The organism is Pseudonocardia sp. McavD-2-B (genome assembly GCF_024124365.1).
Classification (GTDB): domain Bacteria; phylum Actinomycetota; class Actinomycetes; order Mycobacteriales; family Pseudonocardiaceae; genus Pseudonocardia; species Pseudonocardia alni.
This window is the reverse complement of the sequence record NZ_JAMXSG010000064.1, coordinates 1-23,837: the sequence shown is the minus strand read 5'-3', so window position 1 is coordinate 23,837 and position 23,837 is coordinate 1. Positions and strand designations below refer to the sequence as shown.

Sequence of the window (23,837 nt, the reverse complement as noted above, 5' to 3'; positions counted from 1 at the left end):
CGGTCGCGTCGGCGGCACCCAGCGCGACCACCGGCGGGGTCCGCCCGGCGGCCAGTGCGGGGGACAGCGCGGCCAGCACCGTCACGACGACGGCGAGCAGCACGCAGCCCGCGAGCCGTCCCCACGGCACCACGAGCTCCGGGACCTCCGTCCCGGTCGCGCCCACCACGGCCGACACCGCCCACCCCCCGGCGACGGCGAGGGCCGTTCCCCCGGCCCCGGCGACGACACCGGTCAGCACCGCCTCGGCCAGCACCGAGCGCGCCACCTGCCCGCGGCTCGCCCCGACGCACCGCAGCAGCGCCAGCTCCCGGGTACGGCGGGCCAGCACGATCCGGAACGTGGAGGCCACGACCACCGCCGCGGCGCCCAGCGCGAGCCCCACGAACACTGACGGCCCCGCCAGCAGCGCGTCCGCCGACGCCGAGGCCGACGCGAGGTCCGCATCGCGCTGCTCGTCGGCGGTCGCCACCGCGCCGACCCCCGGCACGGCGGCCAGCGCGGCCGGGTCCGGGGAGCCCGCGACGGCGATCCGGCCGCCGTACAGCGCGGTCGCGGCCGGGTCGCCGTCGGGCACCACCAGTGCGTCCCCGTTCCCGGAGCGCAGCGGCACGACCCCGGTGACGGTCAGCGTCCGGCCGCCGATGCCGACGAGCGCGCCGGGTGCGAGACCGGTGCGCTCCGCGGTGCCCGCGCCGACCAGCACCTCGCCGGGCCCCGACGGCAGCCGGCCCGCCGTCAGCGGGTCCAGGGTGCTCAGCGGCCCGGTCATCGGGTCGGTGGAGAGCGTCCAGCTGCCGCTCGCGGCACCCGCCTCGACCGAGGAGGGCCCGGAGCGCGACTCCGACACCGCGTCGACCCCGGGAACCGCCCGCAGCCGGTCGACGACCGCGGCGGGGTCCGCGCCGTCGGACGGACCGCCGGTCTCGAGGCTGTACGCCGCTCCGGCGGGCACCGAGGACAGGCTGCCGGTGACCTCGCCGCGCAGGGTCGCGGTGAGGATCACCGCGCCGGCGGCGAACACCGTCGCCACCAGCACGGCGAGCCCGGTCAGCAGCAGCCGTCGCGGGCTGCGCCGGGCGCCGGCGACGGCCGCGCGGGTCGCCGGGTTCACCGCGCCACCGGGCCGGTGATCGTGACGTCGGCGGTCGCCGGGTCGTCGGCGCCGGTCAGGGCGCCCATCGCGGACAGCACCCGGTCCGGGGTGGGCCGGTCCAGCCGGCCGGCGGCGCGGCCGTCGCGCAGCAGCAGGACCTGGTCCGACGCGGCGGCGGCCAGTGGGTCGTGGGTGACCATGACGACGGTCTGGCCGTAGTCGTCGACGCAGGCGCGCAGCAGACCCAGCAGCTCGCGTCCGGAGCGGGTGTCGAGCGCGCCGGTCGGCTCGTCGGCGACGACGATCTCCGGGCGGCCCAGCAGCGCCCGGGCCACCGCGACGCGCTGGCGCTGCCCGCCGGACAGCTCCGAGGGCAGGTGGGTGAGCCGGTCGGCGATGCCGAGCCGCTCGACGAGCTCGGCCCGCCACGCGTGGTTGGGCCTGCGTCCGGCCAGCGAGGCGGCGAGGTCGATGTTCTCCCCGGCCGTGAGGTGCCCGAGCAGGTTGCCGTCCTGGAACACGAAGCCCATCCGGTCGCGGCGCACCCGGGTCAGCGCGGTGTCGTTCAGGCTCCCCAGGTCGGTCCCGCCCAGCACCACCTGCCCCGACGTCGGCCGGTCGAGCCCGGCCAGGCAGTGCAGCAGCGTGGACTTGCCCGAGCCGCTCGGCCCCATCACCGCGGTGAACCGGCCGGCGGGAAGCCACAGCGTGATCCCGTCCAACGCGCGGACCGCGGCCCGTCCCGTCCCGTAGGTGCGGACCAGGTTCACCGTCGCGGCGGCGATCCGTGCAGGCACGTCGGCCGGACTCCTCAACCCCTCGATCATGACGGTCACGGTGCCGCCGGGAGGGTGCCCGGGGCATCGGCCCGTGGTAGGGGGTTCCCCGTCCGGGTCGTCGTACTTCCGGCCGAGGTCGACCGGGCGCAGCCCGTCCTACCGTGTGTCCCATGAGATCCGCACCCCGTCGCGGCCGCCCCCTCCTGGCCGGGTTCGAGGTGCTCGCCTACCTGTTCTGGGCGGGGTGCGACGCCCTGCTGGGCCTGGGCGTCGGGCCGGCGGCGGTGCCGAGCGGTGCGGTGTACGGCCTGCTCGTGGCGGGCGTCGTGCTCCTGCGGTACCGGACGGGGACCGGGACGCTCCCGGTGGCGGTGGTCGCCTTCGGGCTGTCCGCGTGCGGCTCGGTCGCGGGGGTGGTGACCGGCGGGATCCCATTCGTGTCGCTGACCGAGCTGTTCGCGCTGGCCGTGGTCACGGTGTCGGTCGTGCGGACCGCACCGGTCCGGGTCGTGCTCGCGACGGCGGTGGTGTCGCTGTGCCTCATCGTGGGCATGCCGCTGCTGCGCGTGCCGGACATCGACCGCGAGGTGTTCGCCAGCCTGACCGTGGTCGGCTGGGCCGGGACGATGGTCGTCGCGACCGCGGCGCGCGAGCTGTGGCAGCGCCGCTCCGCCCGGCTCGACCGGGCCCGCAACGATGAGCGCCTGGAGCTGGCCCGCGAGCTGCACGACACGGTCGCCCACCACGTCACCGCGATCGTCGTGGCGGCGCAGGCCGGGGTGGTCGTGGCGGGCAGCCGCCCGGAGGAGGCGGGGCGGGCTCTGGAGGCGATCGAGCGGGCGGGCGCCGAGGCCCTCGACGGGATGCGCCGCATGGTCGGTGTGCTGCGCTCCGGCGCCGGGGACGACACCGGGGACGGCGCCGAGCGCGCCCCCGGGCACGGCCTCGACGACATCGACGACGTCGTCGCCCGCTTCGACCCCGACGGCGGCCGGGCCCGGCTGGAGATCGCTCCCGAGGTGCGGGCGGCGCGGCTCGGCCCGGCTGTCGCGGCGACCGCGTTCCGGGTGGTGCGCGAGGCACTGACCAACGTGCATCGGCACGCCCCCGGCGCGACGACGGTGTCGGTCGGCGTGCACCTGCAGGCCGGGAGACTGGTGACCGTGGTGCACAACGACGGGACCGGGACCGAGAACCCGCTGCGCGACCCGGGCGGGTTCGGGCTGGCCGGGATGCGGGAGCGGGTGGAGGCCCTCGACGGCTCGCTGCACGCCGGGCCGGACGGGCCCGGCCGGTGGATCGTCGTCGCCGAGGTGCCCGCCGGGGCGGGTCGATGACCGCGGTCCGCGTCCTGCTCGCCGACGACCAGGAGATGGTGCGCACCGGCTTCGGGCTGATCCTGTCCGCCGAGGACGGCATCGAGGTCGTCGGCGAGGCCGCCACCGGCACCGACGCCGTCGCCATGGCTCGCGAGCTGCGCCCGGACGTCGTGCTCATGGACGTCCGGATGCCCGGGATGGACGGCATCGCCGCGACCCGCGCGCTGACCGCGGACCCGTTCCCCCCGCGGATCGTGGTGGTGACGACCTTCGACCTCGACGAGTACGTCTACGGCGCGCTGCGCTCGGGCGCCTGCGGGTTCCTGCTGAAGACGGCGGGCCCGCGGCTGCTCGTCGAGGCCGTCCGGGCCGCCGCGGCGGGCGACGCCCTGGTGTCGCCGTCGGTCACCGTGCGGCTGCTGTCGCGGCTCACCGAGCCGGAACCGGCCCGCGCCGACGTCCACGCCACGCTCTCACCGCGCGAGCTGGAGGTGGTGAAGGCGGTCGCCCGGGGCCGGACGAACTCCGAGATCGCCGGGGACCTGTTCGTCTCGCTGTCCACGGTGAAGACCCACATCGCCAACATCGGGTCCAAGCTGGACGCCCGCAACCGGGTGGAGATCGCGGCGTGGGCCTGGGAGAACCGGCTGGTCGAGTAGGGGTCACACCAGCTCGACGGTCGCGTGGACCGGCAGGTCGGTCACCGAACGGCCCACCGCGAGACACAGGGGGCCGGGATCGACCACCCAGCCGTCCCCGGCACGGCGGGCCAGCTCGCGCGGCTCGACGTCGATCTCGACCGGCACCGTGACCCCGGGTCCGGACCGCACCACCGCGTAGCCGACCAGGGTGCGGGCGGGGTAGCCGGGGCCGCCCGCGGGTCGGCTCGCGTAGACCTGCAGCACGCACTTGCCGGGGCGGTCACCGGTGTTCGTCACCGCCGTCGCGAGCCGCAGCGGGCCGGGGCCGCGGGCGTCGTGGCGCTCGGGGACCCGCAGCTCACCGACCTCCCACGTCGTGTAGCCGAGCCCGTGCCCGAACGGCCACGCCGGGGCCGCACCGCTGCGCAGCCAGCCGCGGTGGCCGACGTGCACGCCCTCGGCGTAGTCGAGCACCCCGTCGACGGGACGGACGTCGAGCACCGGCACGTCCGCCTCCGCCGCGGGCCAGGTGGTGGGCAGCCGCCCGCCCGGCTCCGCGACGCCGGCGAGCACCTCGCCCAGCGCGGTCCCGCCCTCCTGGCCGGCGAACCAGGACAGGAGGACCGCGGCCACCTCGTCGCGCCACGGGGTCAGCACCGGCGCTCCGGACCCCACCACCACGACGGTGCGCGGGTTGGCCGCGGCGACCGCGCGCACCAGCTCGTCCTGGTGACCGGGCAGGCTCAGGTCACGGCGGTCGCGACCCTCGGCCTCGGCCCCGGCGTCGGTCCCGACGCAGACCACCGCGACGTCGGCCCGCGCGGCCCGCTGCGCCGCCTCGGCGATCAGACGCTGCGGCTCCTGCGCGCTGGTCACCGCCCCGAGCGTCACGCCGGTCGCGTTCGCCAGGCTCTCCTTGCGCTCGGAGGGCCGGAACCGCAGCACCAGCTCCACGGGCACCCCCGCCCGGACCTCGACCGCCGTGCTCGTGCCCGGGGGCACCAGCACCGACTCGATCGGGTGTCCCTCCGGCTCGACCCTGGCGCGCAGCACGGTGGCGCCGTCGAGGGTCAGGTGCCCGTCGCCGACGCCGGCGAAGCCGATCCGGGCCGGGCCGCCGTCGCGCGGCGTCCACCGGACGCTCACCTCGACGGTGCTGCTGCACGCGACCGGGGCGTCGCCCCCGAACCAGGTCAGGGCCGTGGTGTGCCGGAGCTCGTCGAGCAGCGGCCGGTCGTGCTCGTCGAGCAGCCGGACCCGGACCCCCGGCCCACCGGTGACCGGGTCGGTCACCCGATCCGGGTCCAGCGGTTGCACCTGGTCGTTCGCCGCACCGAGGACGTGTGTGACCCGGGAGCGGCGCAACGCCGCGGTGATCCCGTCCAGTGGGGTCACCACCCGGTCGGGGACGACGGTGGCGCTGCCACCGCCCTGGATGCGCGGGTGCACCGCGGCCTGGCCGACCACCACGATGTCGAGGTCGGCGTCCGGCCCCAACGGCAGCAGGCCGTCGTTGTCGAGCAGGACGAGGCCCTCGCGGGCGATCTCGCGGGCGGTCGCACGGCCGTCCCCGACCGACGGAGGTGCCGGCCGCGCCGGACCGCCGTCCAGCGCCCCGACGCGGGCGGCGAGCAGCAGCAGCCGGTCGACCTTGTCGTCGAGCACCCGCTCGTCGACGACGCCGGCGGTGACCGCGTCGAGCAGCCCCTCGGCCCACACCCCGGCCGGCCCGGGCATGGCCAGGTCCTGCGCCGCGGACGCGCTCGCGACCGACCGGACGGCGGTCCAGTCGCTGACCACCACGCCGTCGAACCCCCACTCGCCCTTCAGCGGCTCGGCCAGCAGCGGACTCTCGGTCATCGTGGTGCCGCCGACCCGGTTGTAGGAGCTCATGACGACCCACGCCCCGGCCCGGACCGCGGCCTCGAACGGGGCGAGGTAGACCTCGTGCAGGGCCCGGTCGCCGACCCGGATGTCGACGGTCTGCCGCTCGGTCTCGGAGTCGTTGCCGACGAAGTGCTTGGGGCAGGCCGCGACCCCGGCGGCCTGCAGCCCGGCGACGTAGGCCGCCGCCGTGCGCCCGGTCAGGAAGGGGTCCTCGCTGTAGGCCTCGAAGTGCCGGCCGCCCCGCGGCGACCGGTGCAGGTTGATCGTCGGTCCGAGTACGACGTCGACCCCCCGCTCGACGGCCTGACCGGCCAGGACGGTTCCGGCCCGGGCCACGAGCCCGGGATCCCAGCTCGCGGCCAGCGCGGACGCCGACGGCAGGCACAGCGACGGGCGCCGCTCGTCCCAGACCTCCCCGCGGACGCCCGACGGCCCGTCGGAGAACGTCATCCGGCGCAGGCCGATCCGCGGCACCTCGCGGGTCGACCACATGGTCGCGCCGGTCACCAGGCCGACCTTCTCGGCGAGCGTGAGCTCCTCGCGCAGCGCGACGAGCCGGGGTGCACGCAGGACGGGTTCGGTGGTCACGGGCCCTCCGCGGTGGGTGACGGGATCCAGGATCGGGGCGGCGCGCGCCTGCCCCTTGCGCCGGAACCCTACTTACCGAACACTCGGTAAGTAAGCCACAAGACGAGGGGGTCCCGTGCGGGCGATCGTGGTCATGTTCGACAGCCTCAACCGACGGCACCTGCCGGGCTACGGCGGCGATGCCACCCACCTGCCGAACTTCCGCAGGCTCGCCGAGCGGACCACCGTCTTCGACCACTGCTACGCCGGGAGCATGCCGTGCATGCCGGCGCGGCGGGAGATGCACACCGGCCGCTACAACTTCCTGCACCGGTCCTGGGGACCGCTGGAGCCGTTCGACGACTCCGTGCCGCAGATGCTGCGCGACGCCGGGGTGCACACCCACCTGGTCACCGACCACGCCCACTACTGGGAGGACGGCGGCGCCACGTACCACAACCGGTTCAGCACCTACGAGTTCTTCCGCGGCCAGGAGGGCGACTTCTGGAAGGGGCAGGTGCGCGACCCCGAGTACCCGCCGGACCTCAAGCGGATCCGCAGGCCCGCGTACCGCCAGGACCTGGTGAACCGGCAGTACCTGCGCGACGAGGCCGACCACCCGCAGACGCTGACCGTCGAGGCCGGGCTGCACTTCCTCGACGTCAACCACGCCGAGGACCGCTGGATGCTGCAGATCGAGATGTTCGACCCGCACGAGCCGTTCACGAGCTACCCGCGCTGGCACGAGCTGCACCCCGACGACTACGACGGCCCGTCGCTGGAGTGGCCCGACTACGCCCAGGTGCTGGAGACCCCCGAGCAGGTCGAGCACGTCCGGAACCGCTACGCCGCCCTGACCTCGATGTGCGACCACTCGCTGGGCCGGGTGCTCGACCGGATGGACGCGCTCGACCTGTGGGACGACACCCTGCTCATGGTCGTCACCGACCACGGCTACCTGCTCGGCGAGCACGGCTGGTGGGGCAAGAACGCCCCGCCCTGGTACGACGAGACCATCCACACCCCGCTGTTCGTGTGGGACCCGCGCCACCCCGGCGCCGCGGGCGCGCACCGCACGAGCCTGGTGCAGACCATCGACCTCGGCCCGACGCTGCTGGAGGCGTTCGGCGTCGCGCCCACCGCCCGCATGCAGGGCCGGGCGCTGCGCGACACCGTCGCCCACGACGCACCGGTCCGCACGGCGGGGCTGTTCGGCGCCTACGGCGGGCACGTGTCGGTCACCGACGGCACCCACGTCTACATGCGCGCCCCGGCGGACCGGAGCAACCGGCCGCTCGCCGAGTACACGCTGATGCCGACGCACATGATGGCGCGCTTCGAGCCGTCCGAGCTGGCCGACGCCGAGCTGGTCGGGCCGCTACCGTTCACCCGGGGCGCGCCCGTCCTGCGCACCCGCGGCCACGTCATGTCCAACCCGTGGGCGTTCGGCACGTTGCTGTTCGACCTGGCCGCCGACCCCGGCCAGGAGCACCCCGTCGTCGACGACGGGCTGGAGACGACGATGCTCGGCCACCTCCTGGACCTGCTGCGCGACTCCGACGCCCCGCCCGAGCAGTACGGGCGTCTCGGCCTGCCGCCGACCGGCGCGCCCGGACCGGAGCACCTGCAGGTGCGGCTCCAGTGGCCGCAGGTCGAGGCGTCCCGGACCCCCGTCCGCCGTGAGGACCACCCGGACGGGCCGCTGAGCGTGCACACCCCGCTGGCCGACCTGCTGGCCGACGACGGCGCGCAGGCGGTCGTGCACGAGCTCGTCCCCGGCCTGCTCGACGGCCCGCTGGCGCGGATCGCGGGACACCTGACACTCGTCGAGATCGCGGCGTTCGCGGTCGGGGTGCTCCCGGCGCCCCGGCTGGGCGAGATCTCCGCGGCGCTGCGGGCGCTGCCTCCGGCCGGCGCGGAGGTGCGGGCGTGACCCCGGCGAACGTCCTGTGGATCTACTGCGACGAGCTGCGGGCGGACGCGCTGGGATGCTACGCCCGCCCGGGCGGGCTGCGCCCGCACACGCCGGTGCTGGACCGGCTCGCCCGCGAGGGCGTGGTGTTCGACCACTGCTACGCCACGTCGCCGGTGTGCGTGCCGTCCCGCACGGCCGCGCTCACCGGGCTCCCCCCGGAGCGCACCGGCGTCTACCACAACGAGGCGGCCGCCCCCGGGTTCGTGCTGCCCGGCGCCCCGGTCACCTTCCCCGAGGTGTTCGCCGCCGCGGGCGCGACCACGGCGAGCTTCGGCAAGGAGCACGTCCCCGCCGCCCTGCACCCCTGGCAGGTCGACGACGGCACCGGGGCCGGGATGCGGGACACCATCGGTGGCGCCGACCCGGCGTCGCTCCTGCGCAGCCCCGGCATGGGGTTCGTGATCGGCGGCGAGCACGCGGGCGAGTACCCGCCGGACGGGATCGTGCGCCGGGCGTCGGCCTTCCTCACCGAGGTCGACCGGCCGTTCCTGCTGCGCGCCTCGTTCCTCCAGCCGCACACCCCGGTGCTCCCGCCGCGGCGCTGGCGGGAGCGGTTCGACCCCGCGGACCAGCCCGGTCGCGCGCTGGGTCCCGGCCCGGCGGACAACGCGTTCGAGCGGCGGTTCGCCGCGCTCGGCGACGACGGGTCGCTGACCGACGCCGAGCTGCGCCGCGCCCAGGCCGACTACCTCGCCTGCGTCGCCTGGGTCGACGAGCAGGTCGGCCTGCTCCTCGACGCGCTGGCCGCGACCGGCCACGCCGGGGACACCGCCGTCGTCGTCACCGCCGACCACGGCGCCCACCTCGGTGAGGGCGGCGCGTTCGGCAAGCACACCTTCGCCCCGCAGAGCCACCGCGTCCCGCTGGTCGTGCACGCACCCGGCCGACTCGCCCCCGCCCGCAGTGCCGACCCGGCCTGCTCCACCGACCTCGGACGCACGCTGGCCGGGCTCGCCGGGGTCACCCTCCCCGACGGGTTCGGCGGCCGGGACCTGTTCGCCGACCCGGCGCCCGGCCACGTCCTGTCCACCATCGGCTACGGCGACCCCGGCAGCCGGGCGTTCCCCAACCGCGACGCGGGCACCTGGACCGACGGCCGTGGCTGGCCCCGGCGCACCTGCGTGCGGGACGGCCGGTTCCGGCTCGACGCGACCGTCCGGATCGACGGCGCCCCCGCCGCGCCGCGGGACGAGGACGTCTTCCTCTGCGACTCGCTGCGGGATCCGTTCGAGGTGCACGACCTCGCCGGCGACCCGGCCCACGCCGAGGTCCGCGACCGGCTCCTGACCCTCGTCCGCGCGCGGGCCCGGGACGCGGTCGAACCGGCGACGACGGGGCCGGCCCACCCTCTTCCCTAACTACCGAGTACTCGGTAAGTTAAGTCCGACCCCGAAGGAGGCCCGCGATGACGCGAGCACCCCGCACCCGCCGGCCCGCCGGCGCCCGGCGCGAGCAGATCCTCGACGTCGCCGCCGCGGCCTTCGCCGTGGGCGGGTACCGGGGCACGAGCCTGGCCGAGGTGGCCTCCCGGGTGGGGGTCTCCCAGCCGGGCCTGCTCCACCACTTCCCGACCAAGGACTCGTTGATCCTCGCCGTGCTGCGGCACCGGGATCTCGACGACGACCGGCACCTCGAGACCCACTTCGCCGACGCCACCCCCACCACCCGGGACTGGCTGACGGCGATGGGCAGACGCAACGAGACCCAGCCCGAGCTCGTCCGGCTGTTCACGGTGACCGCCGCCGAGGCGCTCGCACCCGAGCACCCCGCGCACGAGTTCTTCCTCGAACGCAACCGGCGGGTCCGCGCCAGCATGGGCGCGCTCGTCCGCCGCGACCAGGAACGCGGCGTGCTCGCGGCGGACCTCGACGCCGACCAGCTCGCGATCGAGCTGATGGCGCTGATGAACGGCCTGCAGCTGCAGTGGCTGCGCGACCCGTCGGTCGACATGTGCGGGGTCCTCGAGGCCCGCCTCGACCGGCTCGTCGCCGGCGAACGCTGAACGACACCTCCACCCACCACACCTTCCACCGCGGACGGACGCCGGACACGGCCGTCCCGCGATGCCGCGCGCCCGACTCAGCGAGGAGTCCCGAATGCCCCTGTCCCGACGAGGACGGTCCGTACGGAACGTGCTCGCCCTGACCCTCGTCTCCGTGACCCTCGCCGGCGGCTGCCGGTCGGCCGTCGAACTCGCCGACCGGGAGGCCACCGGCGCCGACATCGCCAACTGCGTCGACGGCGGGACGCTCGTCGCCGCGGTCGCGCAGGCGCCGGTGCCCGGTCGGGTGCTGGCCGGATCGGCGGCGAACGTCATGTGGGTGCGCGGGGTCTTCGAACCCCTGCTCGCGGTCGGCCCCGACGGCCCGGTCGAGCTCCTCGCCACCGGCTACACGATCAGCGCCGACGACCGGACCGCCGTCCTGCGGCTGCGTGAGGGCGTCCGGTTCCACACCGGCCGTGCGTTCACCGCGCAGGACGTGCTCTACACCGTCGCGCGGGCGCTGGAGCCCTCCAGCCCGTCGAGTGTGAAGGCCGTCCTGTCCCGCTGGGACGTGCGGGCCACCGGCGACCACGAGATCACCATCACCTCGACGGCCCCGCTGACCCCGGTCCTGGCCAGCGTCCTGGACAACACCCCGATCCTCGACCGGGAGACCGCCGCCGGGCTCGACGACGGCAGCGCGCTGGTCGGCACCGGGCCGTTCCGGGTCGACCGGTTCCGGCCGGGCGCCGAGGTCTCCCTGGTCCGCAACGACGACTACTGGCAGACGGGCCTGCCCCGCCTGGACCGGATCGACAACGTGGTCGTGCCCGACACCACCGCCCAGATCGCCGCGATGCGCTCCGGGCGGACACAGCTGGCCTACGGCATGACCACCCAGGACGCCGACACCCTGGCCCGCTCCGGGCGGATGGAGCTGGGCTCGACCCAGAACATCCTCTACGCGCTCGTCCTGGACCCGCGCGGCCCGCTCGCCGACGTGCGGGTCCGGCAGGCGATCGGCCACGCGATCGACCGGGAACGCATCGTCGCCCAGGTCTTCGCGGGCCAGGGCGCACCGGACGCCGAGCCGTGGCCCACCGCAGGCGACGCACCCGCCCCCGGCTCGGTGCCGCCCCCGGGCTGGGACCCCGACCGGGCCCGCGAGCTGGTGCGGGAGGCGGGCGCCGAGGGCGCCGCGGTCCCGGTCACGATCATCAACAACCCGCAGCTGCAGGCCACCTACCAGATCCTCGCGAACAACCTGACCGAGATCGGCCTGCGACCGTCGCTCGTGGCACTCACCGCACCCGACTACCAGTCGCGCCTGGCGGCCGGCGACGGCGGCAACTATCTGTCCTTCCGCGCGCAGTCCGAGACCGCCTCGCTGCTGGTGCAGACCAACCCGGACTACCGGCTCCGGGGCGCGCACCGCCCGGTCACCCCGCCCGGCTACGCCCCGCTCGTCGACGCCGTCGTCGCCGCGGGCGCCGGCCCGGCCGCCGGTCCCGCGCTGGGCAGGCTGAGCGACCGGATCCTCGACGACGCCGTGGTCCAGAACCTCGTCGTCGTCCCCGGCCCCGTGGTGCGCAGCCTCGACGTCCAGGCCGCCACGTTCGGCCCGTCCGGTCTCCTCTCCCGAGAAACGTGCATGACGCGATGACCCGCTTCCTGATCGGGCGCCTGCCGTCCGTCCTCCTCGTCCTGCTCACCACCACCGTCATCGCCTTCCTGCTCCCGCGCCTGGTGCCGGGCGACCCCGCCGCGGTCGTCGCCGGTCCGGACGCCACCCCGGAGCTGATCGAGGCGATCCGTGCCGAGATGGGGCTCGACCGGCCGCTCGTCGTCCAGTACCTGCAGTGGATGGGCGGGCTGTTCACCGGCGACCTCGGGCAGTCCCTGCAGTACCAGGTCCCGGTCGCCGACCTGATCGCCGACCGGCTGTCCAGCACCGTCGAGCTGGCCCTGCTCGCCGGGCTCCTCCTCGCGGTCTTCAGCATCGGCCTCGGCGTCCTGGCCGGGTCGGCACGTGCGCCCTGGGCCCGGACGCTGGTCGAGTCCACGAACACCGGGCTGCTCGCCGCGCCGCCGTTCCTGGTCGGCCTGCTGCTGGTCATCCTGTTCGGCGTCGCCTACCGGGTGCTGCCGATCAGCGGCGAGGTCTCGCTGCTCGACGACCCCGAGATCGGTGTCCAGTACCTGCTGCTGCCCGCGCTCGCACTGGCCCTGCCGATGAGCGCCGGGGTCGCCCGGCTGATCCAGACCACGATGTACGCAGCCCGCCAGGAGGAGTACGTCGACCTCGCGACGGCGAAGGGCGTCCCGCCGCTGCGCATCACCACCCGGCACGTGCTCCGCAACAGCCTCGGGCCCGCCGTCGTCGCCCTCGGGATCCGGTTCGGCGACCTGCTCGCCGGGGCCGTCGTCATCGAGGCCATCTTCGCCCGCAACGGGCTCGGCCAGCTCGCCGTCACCGGCGCGCAGAGCGCCGACTACGCCGTGGTCCAGGTCCTGATCGTCGGTGCGGTGTTCATCGCCGTCGTCGCCCAGCTCCTGACCGAGATCGCCCTGTCCGCGCTCGACCCTCGCATCCGATTGGGGCGCTGAGCCATGACCGCCACCACCTCCCCCACCGGGCGTCGCCGGCGCGCGACGCTGCTGTCCCGCTACGCCACGGCCTTCCGTTCACCGAAGGGCATCGCCGGCGCGATCCTGCTGGCGCTGCTGGTCGGCGTCGCCGTCCTGGCGCCGGTCCTGTTCCCCGGCGGCTACGACGCGCAGGGCCGCGGGGCGCTCGGGGCGCCGTCGGCCGCGCACCTGCTCGGCACCGACGAGTTCGGCCGCGACATCCTGGTGCGCACGATCTACGGCCTGCGCACCGACCTGAGCCTGATCGTCGCGGCCGTACCGGTCAGCATGGTGATCGGCACGCTGCTCGGGCTGACCGGCTACCTGTCCGCGGCGCTGGGGTCGCTGACCCAGCGGATCATGGACATCGTGCTCGGCTTCCCGGGCCTGATCCTCGGCATCATGATCGTGCTGGTGGTCGGGTCCGGCTGGGTCTCGCTGTTCCTCGCCATCGTCATCGCCGGCCTGCCCACGTTCGCCCGGCTCGCCCGGGCCGGCCTGCTCGCGCAGTCCGAACGCGAGTACGTCCTGGCCGCGCGCGTGCTGGGCGTCCCCCGGCGCACCGTGATGGTCCGGCACATCCTGCCCAACGTGATCGACCCGATCCTGGTGCAGGCCACCGTGTTCACCGTGATCGCGATCTTCATCGAGGCCAGCCTCAGCATCGTCGGTCTCGGCATCGACCCGCCGATCCCCTCGCTCGGGGCCCTGCTCAACGTCGGCGCGCGCTACGTCGACGTCCTGCCCAGCTACGTGATCGGTCCGGGCCTGGTGCTCCTGGCCCTCGCGGTGGCCTTCACCCTGCTGTCCGACGCTCTGAACCAGGCGGCGAACCGACGATGACCCAGACCTCCACCACCTCCCCCGCCGGCCGGGCCGGGACCGGTACCCCGCTGCTCGAGGTGCGGGACCTGCGGACGCACTTCCCGACCCGCGACGGCCTCGTCCGCGCCGTCAACGACGTCAGCTTCACCGTCGAGCCCGGCCGCGTGGTCGGCATCGTCGGCGAGTCCGGCTCCGGCAAGTCGGTGACCGCGCGCTCGATCCTGCGCATGGTCCGTGCCCCCGGCGAGATCGCCGGCGGCTCCGTCCACTACCGCGGCGTCGACCTGCTCACGCTGCCCGAGCGGTCGATGCGCGAGCTGCGGGGCCGCGAGATCGCGATGGTGTTCCAGGACCCGCAGTCCGCGCTGAACCCGGTGATGACCGTCGGCGACCAGATCGTCGAGGCGCTGGTCGTGCACGGCACCGACACGGCGAGCGCCCGGGCGCGGGCCCGGGAGCTGCTCGACCAGGTCGGGATCCCGGACGTCGACCGGCGGCTGGGCGACTACCCGCACCAGTTCTCCGGCGGGATGCGCCAGCGGGTCGTCATCGCCGTCGCGCTGGCGAGCTCCCCGTCGCTGCTCATCGCCGACGAGCCGACCACGGCCCTCGACGTCACCATCCAGGCACAGATCCTGCGGCTGCTGGGGCGCCTGCGCGACGAGCTCGGCATCGCCGTCCTGCTCATCACCCACGACATGGGCGTGGTCGCCGAGATGTGCGACGAGGTCGTGGTCATGTACGGCGGGCGGGTGGTCGAGCGCGGGCCGGTCGAGGTGCTGTTCGAGCGCCCGGAGCTGCCCTACACCGCCGACCTGCTCTCCGCGATGCCGCGCCTGGACGAACGCCCCGACGGCCGCAGGCTGCCCGCCATCCCGGGCTCCCCGCCCGACCCGGCCCGGCTGCCGAGCGGCTGCGCGTTCCACCCGCGCTGCCGGCTCGCCACCGACACCTGCTCGGCCGAGGTCCCGGCGCTCACCCCGCGGGACACCCCCGGCCACGCCGCCGCCTGCCACGTCACCGCGGCCGGGACGGCGATCCCGCCGCTGGCGCCCGAGGAGGCCGGCACCGCCCGGGACCGGGGCACGACCGCGGAGCCGCTGCTGCAGATCTCCGGCCTGCGGGTCGACGTGGCAGGCGCCTCGCGCGGCCTGTTCCGCCGCGCCCGGCCCGTCTACGCCGTCGACGGGGTGGACCTGCAGGTCGCCCCCGGGGAGACCCTGGGCCTGGTCGGCGAGTCCGGCTGCGGCAAGTCGACGCTGGCCCGCGCGATCGTCGGGATCAACGACGTCGCCGGCGGCGAGATCCGGGTCGACGGCCGGGCCGTCGGCACGGGGCGGCGCGGGGACGACGGCGGCGCCCACACCGCCGTCCAGTACGTGTTCCAGGATCCGTACGCCTCGCTCAACCCGCGCCGCACGATCGGGCAGTCCCTCGACGAGGCACTCGCGGTGCGCGGCGTCCCGGTCGCCGAGCGGGCCGCGGAGATGTCGTCGCTGCTGGACCGGGTCGGCCTGCTCGAGCAGCACCTCGACCGCTACCCGCACGCCTTCTCCGGTGGGCAGCGCCAGCGGGTCGGCATCGCGCGGGCGCTGGCGGCCCGGCCCCGGATGCTGGTGCTCGACGAGCCGGTCTCGGCCCTCGACGTGTCGATCCAGGCCCAGATCGTCAACCTGCTCGAGTCCCTGCGCGACGAGCTGGGCCTGGGCTACCTGTTCATCGCCCACGACCTCTCGGTGGTCCGGCACATCAGCGACCGGGTCGCGGTCATGTACCTGGGCCGGATCGTGGAGACCGGGCCTGCGGAGTCGGTCTACCGGTCACCGCAGCACCCGTACACGGCCGCGCTGCTGTCGTCGTCGCCGGTGCCTACCACCGGGGCGCCCGAGCGGGAGCGGATCGTGCTCGGCGGTGACCTGCCGAGCCCGAAGGACCCGCCGAGCGGCTGCCGGTTCCGGACCCGGTGCCCGATCGGACCGCTCACCCACCCGGACCGCACCGTCTGTGCCGAGCGCGCGCCGGAGCTCACCGCCACGCCCGGCGGACAGCTCGCCGCCTGTCACTTCCCCGGCGAGCTCGCCGGGACAGGGGTACGGGACTGATCCGGTCCCGACCCCGCCCACCCGCACGAAAGGCCTCCATGCGCGTCATCTACGTCGACGTCGACACCCTGCGAGCCGACCACACGACCCCGTACGGCTACCGGCGTCCGACCACCCCCAACCTGCAGCGCCTCGCCGACCGGGGGGTCACGTTCGACCGCTACTACTGCTCCGACTCTCCCTGCCTGCCGTCCCGGACCGCGCTCACCAGCGGCCAGTTCGGCATCACCAACGGCGTGATCGGGCATTTCGGCGAGGCCGCCCGGTTCCGGCTCGACCCCGGGCACAACGCGCACCCCACCCGTCCGCTGCTGGGGCAGCAGCTGGGGGCGCACGGCCACTACACGGCGGCCGTGTCGATGTTCGCCGAGCGGCACCGCGCCTATCACTTCCTGGGCAACTTCCGGGAGTCGGTCCGCGCGACGAACGAGATCAACGACGAGGACGGCCGGGAGGTCAACCGGGTCGGCCTGGACTGGATCCGCCGGCACGCGCACGAGGACGACTGGTACCTGCACCTGACCTACTGGGAGCCGCACACGCCCTACCTGGCCGATCCCGGCTGGACCGAGCGGGCCGCGGCCTCCGGTCCGCCCCCGGCGTGGCCGGACCAGGCCGCGATCGATGCCCACGCCGAGGTCTACGGCCCGCGCACCGCCCTGGACCTGCACTACTCGGGCGTCCCGCAGGACTCGCCGGACCCGCGCACCACCCCCGACGCGATCCGGACCCGGGCCGACTTCGAGCAGCTGGTCGACGGGTTCGACGGCACGATCATGTACTGGGACTCGCTGTTCGGGGAGCTGCTCGCGACGCTGACCGAGCTCGGCATCGCCGGCGACACCGCGATCGTCGTGAGCGCCGACCACGGCGAGTCGTTCGGCGAGCACGGCTCCTACGGCGAGCACGGCCACGCCACCGAGCCCGTCCACCGGGTCCCGCTCGTCGTCTACTGGCCCGGGGTCACCGACGACCTCCCGGACGAGGCCCGGCACTGCGACAACCTGCTCTACAACATCGACCTCGCCCCGACGCTGTGCGAGCTGCTCGGCGTCCCGGTCCCGGCCGGCTGGCAGGGCACCTCGTTCGCCGACGCCGTGCACGGCGAGCCCGGCCCGTCGCGCGAGTACCTGGTGCTCGGCCACGGCGCGCACACCTACCAGCGGTCGGTGCGCACCCGCGACCACCTCTACATCCGGACCTACCACCCCGGCTGCAACCGGACGGAGTGGGAGCAGCTGTTCGACGTCACCGCCGACCCGCACCTCACGACCGACCTGCTCGACGCCGAGCCCGGGCTGGCGGACCGGATGCGCACCCGGCTCGCGGAGTGGTGGCACACCTACGCGGGACGCCCGGGTGCCCTGCCGGACCCGATGCAGACGACCCTGCAGGTCGGGCCGGTCTACTACAACGACCCGCCCGCCTACGCCGAGCACCTGCGGGCGACCGGCCGGGAGCACCTCGCCGAGCACCTGGAGGCGAACCTCGCCGCCGCGACCGGCGCGACGCCGGTGTCCTGGCACGCCACCGACGAGGCATGGCCGCCCGGGAGGCGCGAGGCGTGGGAACGGCGGGTCGCCGAGCGCCGGGCCCGGCAGGTCGCGCGATGACCCGGCCGCCGAACATCCTGCTGATCACCGCGGACGACATGGGCGGGGACACACCCGGCTGCGTCGGCGGTCCGCCGGACGTCACGCCCCGGCTGGACCGGCTCGCCGCCGAGGGCACGACCTTCGAGCGCGCCCATGTGGCGGCGGCGGTGTGCCAGCCGAGCCGGTCGGCGATCATGACCGGGCGCTGGCCGCACCGCAACGGCGCCGAGGGCTTCGAGCCGGTGCGCGCCGGGGTCCCGCTGCTGACCCGGCTGCTCGCCGGCGCCGGGTACCGGACCGGCATCCTCGGCAAGGTCACCCACCTGCAGCCGGTCGAGGCGTTCGGCTGGGACCTCGCCCTCGACCGCGAGCGGCTCGGGTCCGGCCGCGACCCGGCCGCCTACGCCGCCGCCGTCGACGGGTTCCTGGCCGACGCCGGTGACCGGCCGTGGTTCCTGATGGCCAACGCACACGACCCGCACCGGCCGTTCTCCGGCGGCGACCAGGAGCGGGAGATGTTCTCCGCCGAGCAGCGCGCCGGGTACCCGGCGCCGTCCCGCCGGTTCGACGACGAGCCCGTCACCGTGCCGGGGTTCCTGCCCGACCTGCCCGAGGTGCGCCGCGAGTACCGCGAGTACCTCGCCTCGGTCCGCCGCTGCGACGACACCGTGGGCGCGGTCCTCGACGCGGTCGAGCGTGCCGGGGCCACCGACGACACGCTGGTCGTGTTCCTGTCCGACAACGGCATCGCCGTGCCGTTCGCGAAGGCGAACTGCTACGTGCACGGCAGCCTGACCCCGCTGCTCGTCCGGTGGCCCGGCGTGACTGCACCCGGCTCCCGGGTGCGCGAGGAGTTCGTGTCCGCGCTCGACCTGTTCCCGACGTTCTGCGCGGCCGCGGGCGTCGAGCTCCCCGAGGGACTCGACGGGACGGGGCTCGGGGCCCTGCTGCGCGGGTCGCCGGAACCGGGGCGCGACGACATCGTCACCGTCTTCCACGAGACGGCGGGCAAGCGGCGCTACGAGATGCGCTGCGTCCAGGACGGGAGCACCGCCTACATCTGGAACGCCTGGTCGGACGGGGACACCGAGTACGTCGCGGAGAACATGCGGGGCCGCACCTGGCCCGCCATGGTCGCCGCGGCCGAGGACGACCCGGCGCTGCGGGCCCGCGTCGGGTTCTACCGGCGGCGCACCCCCGACGAGCTCTACGACCTGGCCGCCGACCCCGACTGCCTACACGACCTCGGCGCCGATCCGGGGTGGCGGACCGCGCTCGACGACTACCGCACCCGGCTGCTCGCCTGGATGGAGCAGGTGGAGGACCCGCTGCGGGCGGTGTTCCAGGCGCACCTCGACCGTTCCCGGGAGCCTGCGTGACCCGGCCGAACATCCTGTGGGTCACCACCCACGACATCAACCCCGACCTCGGGTGCTACGCCGGTGTCTGGCCGGGTGCGGAGTACGCGCGGACCCCGCACCTCGACCGGCTCGCCGCCGGGGGGATGCGGTTCGACTCCGTGCACGCCGCGGCCCCGGTGTGCGGGCCGTCCCGGTCGGCGGTCATGACCGGCTGCCACCCGGCCGCGATCGGGACGATGCACATGCGCACCAAGGCCGTCCCGCCGCCGGAGGTCCGGCTGTTCACCGAGTACCTGCGCGCCGCCGGGTACTACTGCACCAACGCCGGGTTCACCGACTTCCAGGTGACCGTGCCGGGCACCGCGTTCGACGAGTGCGGCCCGTCCGCGCACTGGCGCAACCGGCCCGACCCGGACACCCCGTTCTTCGCCGCCTTCCACGGGGTGACCACCCACGAGTCGCGGCTGTACCTCGACGACGACGCGTTCGCCGCCGCCACCGGGCACGTGCGACCCGAGCAGCGCCACGCCCCCGCCGACGCCCCTGTCCCGCCGTACCTGCCCGACACCCCGACCACCCGGCGCACCGTGGCCCGGTACGCCGACCTGGTCACCGAGGCCGACCACGAGGTCGGCCGGCTGCTCGCCCAGCTCGACGAGGACGGGCTCGCCGGGGACACCGTGGTCGTGTTCTGGAGCGACCACGGGCGCGGCATGCCCCGGGAGAAGCGCTGGCTGCACGACTCCGGACTGCGGGTCCCGATGATCGTCCGCTGGCCCGGCCGGGTCCGGGCCGGCAGCACCCACCCGGACCCGGTCGAGCTGCTGGACCTCACCGCGACCACCCTGACGCTCGGCGGGGTGGACGTGCCGGAGCACATGCACTCCCGGCCCGTACTCGCCGCCGACGGTCGTCCGGTCCCACGCCCCGGAGGTCTCTGCTTCGGCGGGCGGGACCGGCTCGACGAGCAGTCCGACACCAGCCGCACGGTCCGCGACGCGCGCTACCGCTACATCCGCCACGTCCATCCGGGCCGGCCCCCGATGCCGCACCTCGCCTACCCGGACGGCCTGCCCACCTGGGCCGAGCTGCGCACTCTGCACGCCGAGGAGGCCCGCCAGCGGGGCCGGGGTGAGGTCCCGGACCGCCTGACGCCGCTGCAGCGCACCCTGGTGGCGCCGGAGAAACCCGCCGAGGAGCTCTACGACGTGCTCGCCGACCCGTACGAGACGACCGACCTGTCCGCGGACCCCCGGCACGCCGCGGTGCTCTCCCGGCTGCGCGGCGAGCTCGACGGCTGGCAGGAGCGGCACGGCGACCTGGGGCTCCTCGACGAGGACGAACTGACCGCCCGCTGGCTGCCGGGGGGCGTCCGTCCGCGGACCGCGACCCCGCAGGTGGCCGCGTCCGCGCGGGGGCTCGTCGCGACCTGCCCCACCCCGGGCGCGTCGGTCGGCTGGACCGTCGACCCGCCGCCGGAGGACCGGCCCGTCCCGGGGCCGATGGACGAGCTGATCGGGCAGCCACCCGGCGACGGGCGTCGCTGGCTGCTCGCGACCGGTCCGTTCACCCCGCCACCCGGTGCCACCGTGCACGTGGCCGCGTGGCGGCTGGGCCACGTCCCCTCCGACGAGGTGGTCGTACCGCCGGAGGGGGCGTCGTGAGCGCACCGACCCGCACCCGCCGGGTGGACCGGCGGTTCCCGGCGCGGCTGTTCCGCGCCGGCACCGACCCCGACCCACGGTTCACCCTGGCCAACGAGCGCACCTTCCTCGCCTGGATCCGGACCGCGCTGGCGTTGGTGGCGACCGGGGTCGCGCTGGAGGCACTGGGCCTCGACCTGCACCCCGGCTACCGGCTGGCGGCTTCGGTGCTGCTCGTCGTCGCCGGCGTCCTCGCCCCGTTGCAGGCCTGGGCGGGCTGGTACGCCACCGAGCGGGCGCTGCGCCGCGGCCGGTCCCTGCCGACCCCGGTCCTCGCGCTGCCGTTGGTCGTCCTGCTCCTCGCCGCCGGGGTGCTCGTCGGCCTCGCGGTGCTGTTCCGGTGACGGCGCCCCGCACCGCGCCGTTCGACCCGGGTCTGCAGCCCGAGCGCACCGCACTCGCCTGGCGGCGCACGGCGCTCGCCGTCGCCGTCGGGGTCCTGGCCGCCTGGCGGATCCTGGCCTCGGTCTGCGGCTGCAGCCTGCCGCTGGCGCTCGGGGCGGCCGGGCTCGCCGCCGCCGGGGGGCTCGCGGTCGGGGCGGAGCGCCGGCGCCGCGAGGTGCACCGCAGGCTCACGGGCCCGTCGCCGGAACCGCTCGGCGGGGGCGGGTTACCGTTCGTCTGCACGCTGTGCGCCCTGCTGCCCGCGGTGGCCGGCCTCGCGTTCGTGCTCACCCGCTGACCCCCGTGCCGGCCCCGTGGCGGGCCGTGTCGTCGCAGGAAGGAGGCCGGATGTCCGGCTGCTGTCCACCCCCGCGTCCGGCGGGTCCCCCTGCCCCCGGCGGCCCGGATCAGGTCGGGACGGTCGATCCCGGCTCTCCCGACCATCCGGAGGTCCCGCTGCCCGGTGGGACCTTCCGGATGGGGACCGACGACGCCGACGGCTTCCCCGACGACCACGAGGGCCCCGTCCGCGCGGTGACCGTGCCCCCGTTCGCGGTCGACGTCCACGCGGTCACCAACGCGCGGTTCGCGCGGTTCGTCGAGGCGACCGGGTACCGGACCGACGCCGAGCGGTTCGGGTGGAGCTACGTCTTCGCGTCGTTCCTGCCGGGCCCGTTGCGGCGGGACTCCCCCCGCCCCGAGCAGACACCCTGGTGGTGCGGGGTCCAAGGTGCCCTGTGGTCGGCGCCCGAGGGTCCGGGCAGCGACGTCGCCGACCGGTGGGACCACCCCGTCGTCCACGTGTCGTGGAACGACGCCGACGCCTACTGCCGCTGGGCGGGCCGCAGGCTCCCGACCGAGGCGGAGTGGGAGTACGCCGCGCGCGGCGGGCTCGACCAGGCGCGCTACCCCTGGGGCGACGAGCTGACCCCGGGCGGCGAGCACCGCTGCAACATCTGGCAGGGCCGGTTCCCGGTGCGCAACACCGCCGAGGACGGCCACGCCGGCACCGCTCCGGCCGACAGCTTCGCGCCGAACGGCTTCGGGCTGTACAACGTGGCCGGCAACGTGTGGGAGTGGTGCGCGGACTGGTTCGACCCGGCTCGGGCGAACCGCAGCATGCGCGGTGGCTCCTACCTGTGCCACGACTCGTACTGCAACCGCTACCGGGTCGCCGCGCGGACGGCGAACACGCCCGACAGCTCCAGCGGCAACACGGGTTTCCGCACGGTCGCCGCGTCCTGACCGGACGCGGCGGCGGGCCGCGGACACCGGGTCAGCGGACGAGGTGCGGGACCCCGGGGCGGCGCGGGTGCGGGATGGACAGGACGGCGGTGACGTCGCCCAGCGACTCCGGGAACGCCACCGGGCCCGCGGACGCGGGCACGTCGGGGACCGACGGCGCCGGCGCGGCGGAGCGGGCGCGGTCGTGATCGGAGGCGCGGGCGTCCCACAGCTCGAACAGCGGCTGCGCGGCCATGACCAGCAGCACCGCGAGGACGGGGGCGACGGCGAGGATCGAGAGCAGCATGGGGACCACGGTGCCCGCCGGGGGCGCCCCGCCACATCGGCCGCGGGGCCGGTCTCCCGGGCCGACCCCTAGTACCGGGGTATGACTCCCGGGGTCGGACCCGGGGTCATCCCCGGGGGACGTCCTCGGCCTCGACGGCCGACGGGTCCCACGAGTCCGACGGCGAGCCCCAGCCGTTGCGCTTGAGCATCTTCTTCGCCGCGCGCTGGTGGCGGCCCATCAGCCGGTCCAGGTAGAGGTGACCGTCGAGGTGGTCGGTCTCGTGCTGCAGGCACCGGGCGAAGAACCCGCGCCCCTCGTAGGAGACCGGCTCACCGTCGAGATCGGTGCCGGTGACCCGGGCCCACTCCGCCCGGCCGGTCGCGAAGTTCTCGCCGGGCACCGACAGGCAGCCCTCCTGGTCGTCGTCCGGGTCGGGCATGACCTCCGGGATCCCGTCGGTCTCCAGCACCGGGTCGACCACGACACCGCGCCGCATCGTGCGCGTCTCCTCGTCGGGGCAGTCGAAGACGAACAGCCGCAGGTCCACTCCCACCTGGTTGGCCGCGAGCCCGACGCCGTTCGCCGCGGCCATCGTCTCGAACATGTCCTCGACCAGCGTCCGGACCGTGTCGTCGACCGTGCCGACGGGGCGGGTGGGGGTGTGGAGCACGGGGTCGCCGACCATGCGGATGCGCAGAACCGTCACCGGAGCAGCCTACGGTCGCCGCCGGGCGTGACCCGGCCGGGCGGTTTCGGTGTCGTCCGACCCGCCCTCCAGGCGCGTCGCAGCCCGGGACCGTCGGTCCCCTGTGGTTGAATCCGCACCGCGAATGACAGACGTGTCGTTCGTCGTCGCGGCGCCCGGGCGGGGCCGCCGCAGCACGAGATCGTCGTCCGCTCGAGGAGCGTGATGGAGTCCGCCGGGTCCCTGCCGGAACGCCGCGGAGCGCACCGGCGCACCGCTGCCGCGTCCCCCCGCGAGCTCGACCGTCGCGAACGCGAGATCCTCGCGTTCGAGGCCCAGTGGTGGAAGTACGCGGGCGCCAAGGAACAGGCGATCCGCGAGCTGTTCGATATGTCGGCCACCCGCTACTACCAGGTGCTGAACGCCCTGGTCGACAAGCCCGAGGCGCTGGCGGTGGACCCGCTGCTGGTCAAGCGTCTGCGCCGGCTGCGTTCCAGCAGGCAGCGCACCCGCGCCGCCCGTCGCCTCGGCCTCGAGCCCTGACAGCCAGGAGGTCACGATGACCGCACCCGCGTCCGGCGGGCAGTCACCGCTGAAGATCGCCGGTATCGCGCTGATCGGCGTCGGTGTGGTCGCCGCTGTCGTCGGCCTGATCGGCCTCACCGGCGGCGGTGAGGACGGCGGCAACCAGGCCGCGCCCCCGTCGGCGTCGGCCGAGCCGGCCCCGGCCCCGGCCCCCGCTCCGGGGGACGGCACCGGCGACGGCGCCACGCCCGGCACCGGTGGCACCCCC

At 75.3% G+C, this 23,837-nt stretch carries 21 protein-coding genes and 1 pseudogene; 17 read left to right on the top strand and 5 right to left on the bottom strand.

Annotation, left to right across the window (positions count from 1 at the left end; genetic code table 11):
• Nucleotides 1-1,114, bottom strand: a 1,114-nt coding sequence (locus NH602_RS11390) for an FtsX-like permease family protein (RefSeq protein ID WP_253067808.1), incomplete at its 3' end; no start/stop codon positions are given.
• The gene (locus NH602_RS11385; RefSeq protein WP_100880706.1) at nucleotides 1,111-1,923 is read right to left on the bottom strand and encodes an ABC transporter ATP-binding protein; all 813 of its coding nucleotides are present in this window, start codon (nucleotides 1,921-1,923) and stop codon (nucleotides 1,111-1,113) included. The genes NH602_RS11385 and NH602_RS11390, both read right to left, overlap by 4 nt.
• A 122-nt stretch (nucleotides 1,924-2,045) precedes the next feature.
• On the opposite strand from NH602_RS11385, the gene NH602_RS11380 reads away from it, so the two are divergent.
• Entirely contained in the window at nucleotides 2,046-3,212 is a 1,167-nt protein-coding gene (locus NH602_RS11380) for a sensor histidine kinase (protein WP_073576655.1), read from the top strand.
• Entirely contained in the window at nucleotides 3,209-3,853 is a 645-nt protein-coding gene (locus NH602_RS11375; RefSeq protein WP_073576656.1) for a response regulator transcription factor, read from the top strand. The genes NH602_RS11380 and NH602_RS11375 overlap by 4 nt, the downstream gene beginning before the upstream one ends.
• A gap of 3 nt (nucleotides 3,854-3,856) precedes the next feature.
• On the opposite strand, the gene NH602_RS11370 is transcribed toward NH602_RS11375, so the two are convergent.
• Complete coding sequence (locus tag NH602_RS11370; protein ID WP_253067806.1) at nucleotides 3,857-6,310, bottom strand: beta-glucosidase; 2,454 nt, start codon at nucleotides 6,308-6,310, stop codon at nucleotides 3,857-3,859.
• Nucleotides 6,311-6,425: 115 nt separating this feature from the next.
• On the opposite strand from NH602_RS11370, the gene NH602_RS11365 reads away from it, so the two are divergent.
• From NH602_RS11365 to NH602_RS11305, 13 genes are all read left to right on the top strand, one after another.
• Entirely contained in the window at nucleotides 6,426-8,222 is a 1,797-nt protein-coding gene (locus tag NH602_RS11365; RefSeq protein WP_253067805.1) for a sulfatase, read from the top strand.
• Complete coding sequence (locus NH602_RS11360; RefSeq protein ID WP_253067804.1) at nucleotides 8,219-9,622, top strand: sulfatase-like hydrolase/transferase; 1,404 nt, start codon at nucleotides 8,219-8,221, stop codon at nucleotides 9,620-9,622. Before NH602_RS11365 ends, NH602_RS11360 begins: the two co-directional genes overlap by 4 nt.
• Nucleotides 9,623-9,669: 47 nt before the next feature.
• Nucleotides 9,670-10,266: a TetR/AcrR family transcriptional regulator gene (locus NH602_RS11355; protein ID WP_253067803.1), complete on the top strand. Its 597-nt coding sequence runs from the start codon at nucleotides 9,670-9,672 to the stop codon at nucleotides 10,264-10,266.
• A 94-nt stretch (nucleotides 10,267-10,360) separates the two neighbouring features.
• Nucleotides 10,361-11,911 (top strand): ABC transporter substrate-binding protein, encoded by a 1,551-nt coding sequence (locus tag NH602_RS11350; RefSeq protein WP_253067802.1) that lies wholly within the window; start codon nucleotides 10,361-10,363, stop codon nucleotides 11,909-11,911.
• On the top strand, nucleotides 11,908-12,855 hold the full coding sequence (locus NH602_RS11345; RefSeq protein ID WP_179761710.1) for an ABC transporter permease: 948 nt from the start codon (nucleotides 11,908-11,910) through the stop codon (nucleotides 12,853-12,855). Before NH602_RS11350 ends, NH602_RS11345 begins: the two co-directional genes overlap by 4 nt.
• Before the next feature lie 3 nt (nucleotides 12,856-12,858).
• Complete coding sequence (locus NH602_RS11340; RefSeq protein WP_179761709.1) at nucleotides 12,859-13,719, top strand: ABC transporter permease; 861 nt, start codon at nucleotides 12,859-12,861, stop codon at nucleotides 13,717-13,719.
• On the top strand, nucleotides 13,716-15,803 hold the full coding sequence (locus NH602_RS11335; protein ID WP_253067801.1) for an ABC transporter ATP-binding protein: 2,088 nt from the start codon (nucleotides 13,716-13,718) through the stop codon (nucleotides 15,801-15,803). Before NH602_RS11340 ends, NH602_RS11335 begins: the two co-directional genes overlap by 4 nt.
• A 38-nt stretch (nucleotides 15,804-15,841) precedes the next feature.
• Nucleotides 15,842-17,416, top strand: a complete 1,575-nt coding sequence (locus tag NH602_RS11330; protein WP_253067800.1) for a sulfatase — start codon at nucleotides 15,842-15,844, stop codon at nucleotides 17,414-17,416.
• Nucleotides 17,413-18,777, top strand: a complete 1,365-nt coding sequence (locus tag NH602_RS11325) for a sulfatase (RefSeq protein WP_253067799.1) — start codon at nucleotides 17,413-17,415, stop codon at nucleotides 18,775-18,777. The genes NH602_RS11330 and NH602_RS11325 overlap by 4 nt, the downstream gene beginning before the upstream one ends.
• Nucleotides 18,774-20,423, top strand: a complete 1,650-nt coding sequence (locus NH602_RS11320) for a sulfatase (RefSeq protein ID WP_253067798.1) — start codon at nucleotides 18,774-18,776, stop codon at nucleotides 20,421-20,423. The genes NH602_RS11325 and NH602_RS11320 overlap by 4 nt, the downstream gene beginning before the upstream one ends.
• The gene (locus NH602_RS11315) at nucleotides 20,420-20,806 is read left to right on the top strand and encodes a DUF202 domain-containing protein (protein WP_253067797.1); all 387 of its coding nucleotides are present in this window, start codon (nucleotides 20,420-20,422) and stop codon (nucleotides 20,804-20,806) included. Before NH602_RS11320 ends, NH602_RS11315 begins: the two co-directional genes overlap by 4 nt.
• Nucleotides 20,803-21,144, top strand: a complete 342-nt coding sequence (locus NH602_RS11310; protein WP_179761703.1) for a DUF202 domain-containing protein — start codon at nucleotides 20,803-20,805, stop codon at nucleotides 21,142-21,144. Before NH602_RS11315 ends, NH602_RS11310 begins: the two co-directional genes overlap by 4 nt.
• A 179-nt stretch (nucleotides 21,145-21,323) precedes the next feature.
• On the top strand, nucleotides 21,324-22,091 hold the full coding sequence (locus tag NH602_RS11305) for a formylglycine-generating enzyme family protein (RefSeq protein ID WP_253067796.1): 768 nt from the start codon (nucleotides 21,324-21,326) through the stop codon (nucleotides 22,089-22,091).
• A gap of 31 nt (nucleotides 22,092-22,122) precedes the next feature.
• Here the strand turns inward: NH602_RS11305 and NH602_RS11300 are convergent, their stop codons facing one another.
• Entirely contained in the window at nucleotides 22,123-22,377 is a 255-nt protein-coding gene (locus NH602_RS11300) for a hypothetical protein (protein ID WP_253067795.1), read from the bottom strand.
• A gap of 106 nt (nucleotides 22,378-22,483) precedes the next feature.
• The gene (locus NH602_RS11295; protein ID WP_100878846.1) at nucleotides 22,484-23,065 is read right to left on the bottom strand and encodes a peptide deformylase; all 582 of its coding nucleotides are present in this window, start codon (nucleotides 23,063-23,065) and stop codon (nucleotides 22,484-22,486) included.
• Between the two features lie 204 nt (nucleotides 23,066-23,269).
• Between NH602_RS11295 and NH602_RS11290 the strand changes: the two genes are divergently transcribed.
• Nucleotides 23,270-23,587 carry a DUF3263 domain-containing protein gene (locus tag NH602_RS11290; RefSeq protein WP_100878847.1) on the top strand — a complete coding sequence of 106 codons (318 nt, stop codon included), beginning with the start codon at nucleotides 23,270-23,272 and terminating at the stop codon, nucleotides 23,585-23,587.
• 16 nt (nucleotides 23,588-23,603) lie between these two features.
• A pseudogene (locus NH602_RS11285) lies at nucleotides 23,604-23,837 on the top strand (LytR family transcriptional regulator); the annotation flags it as partial.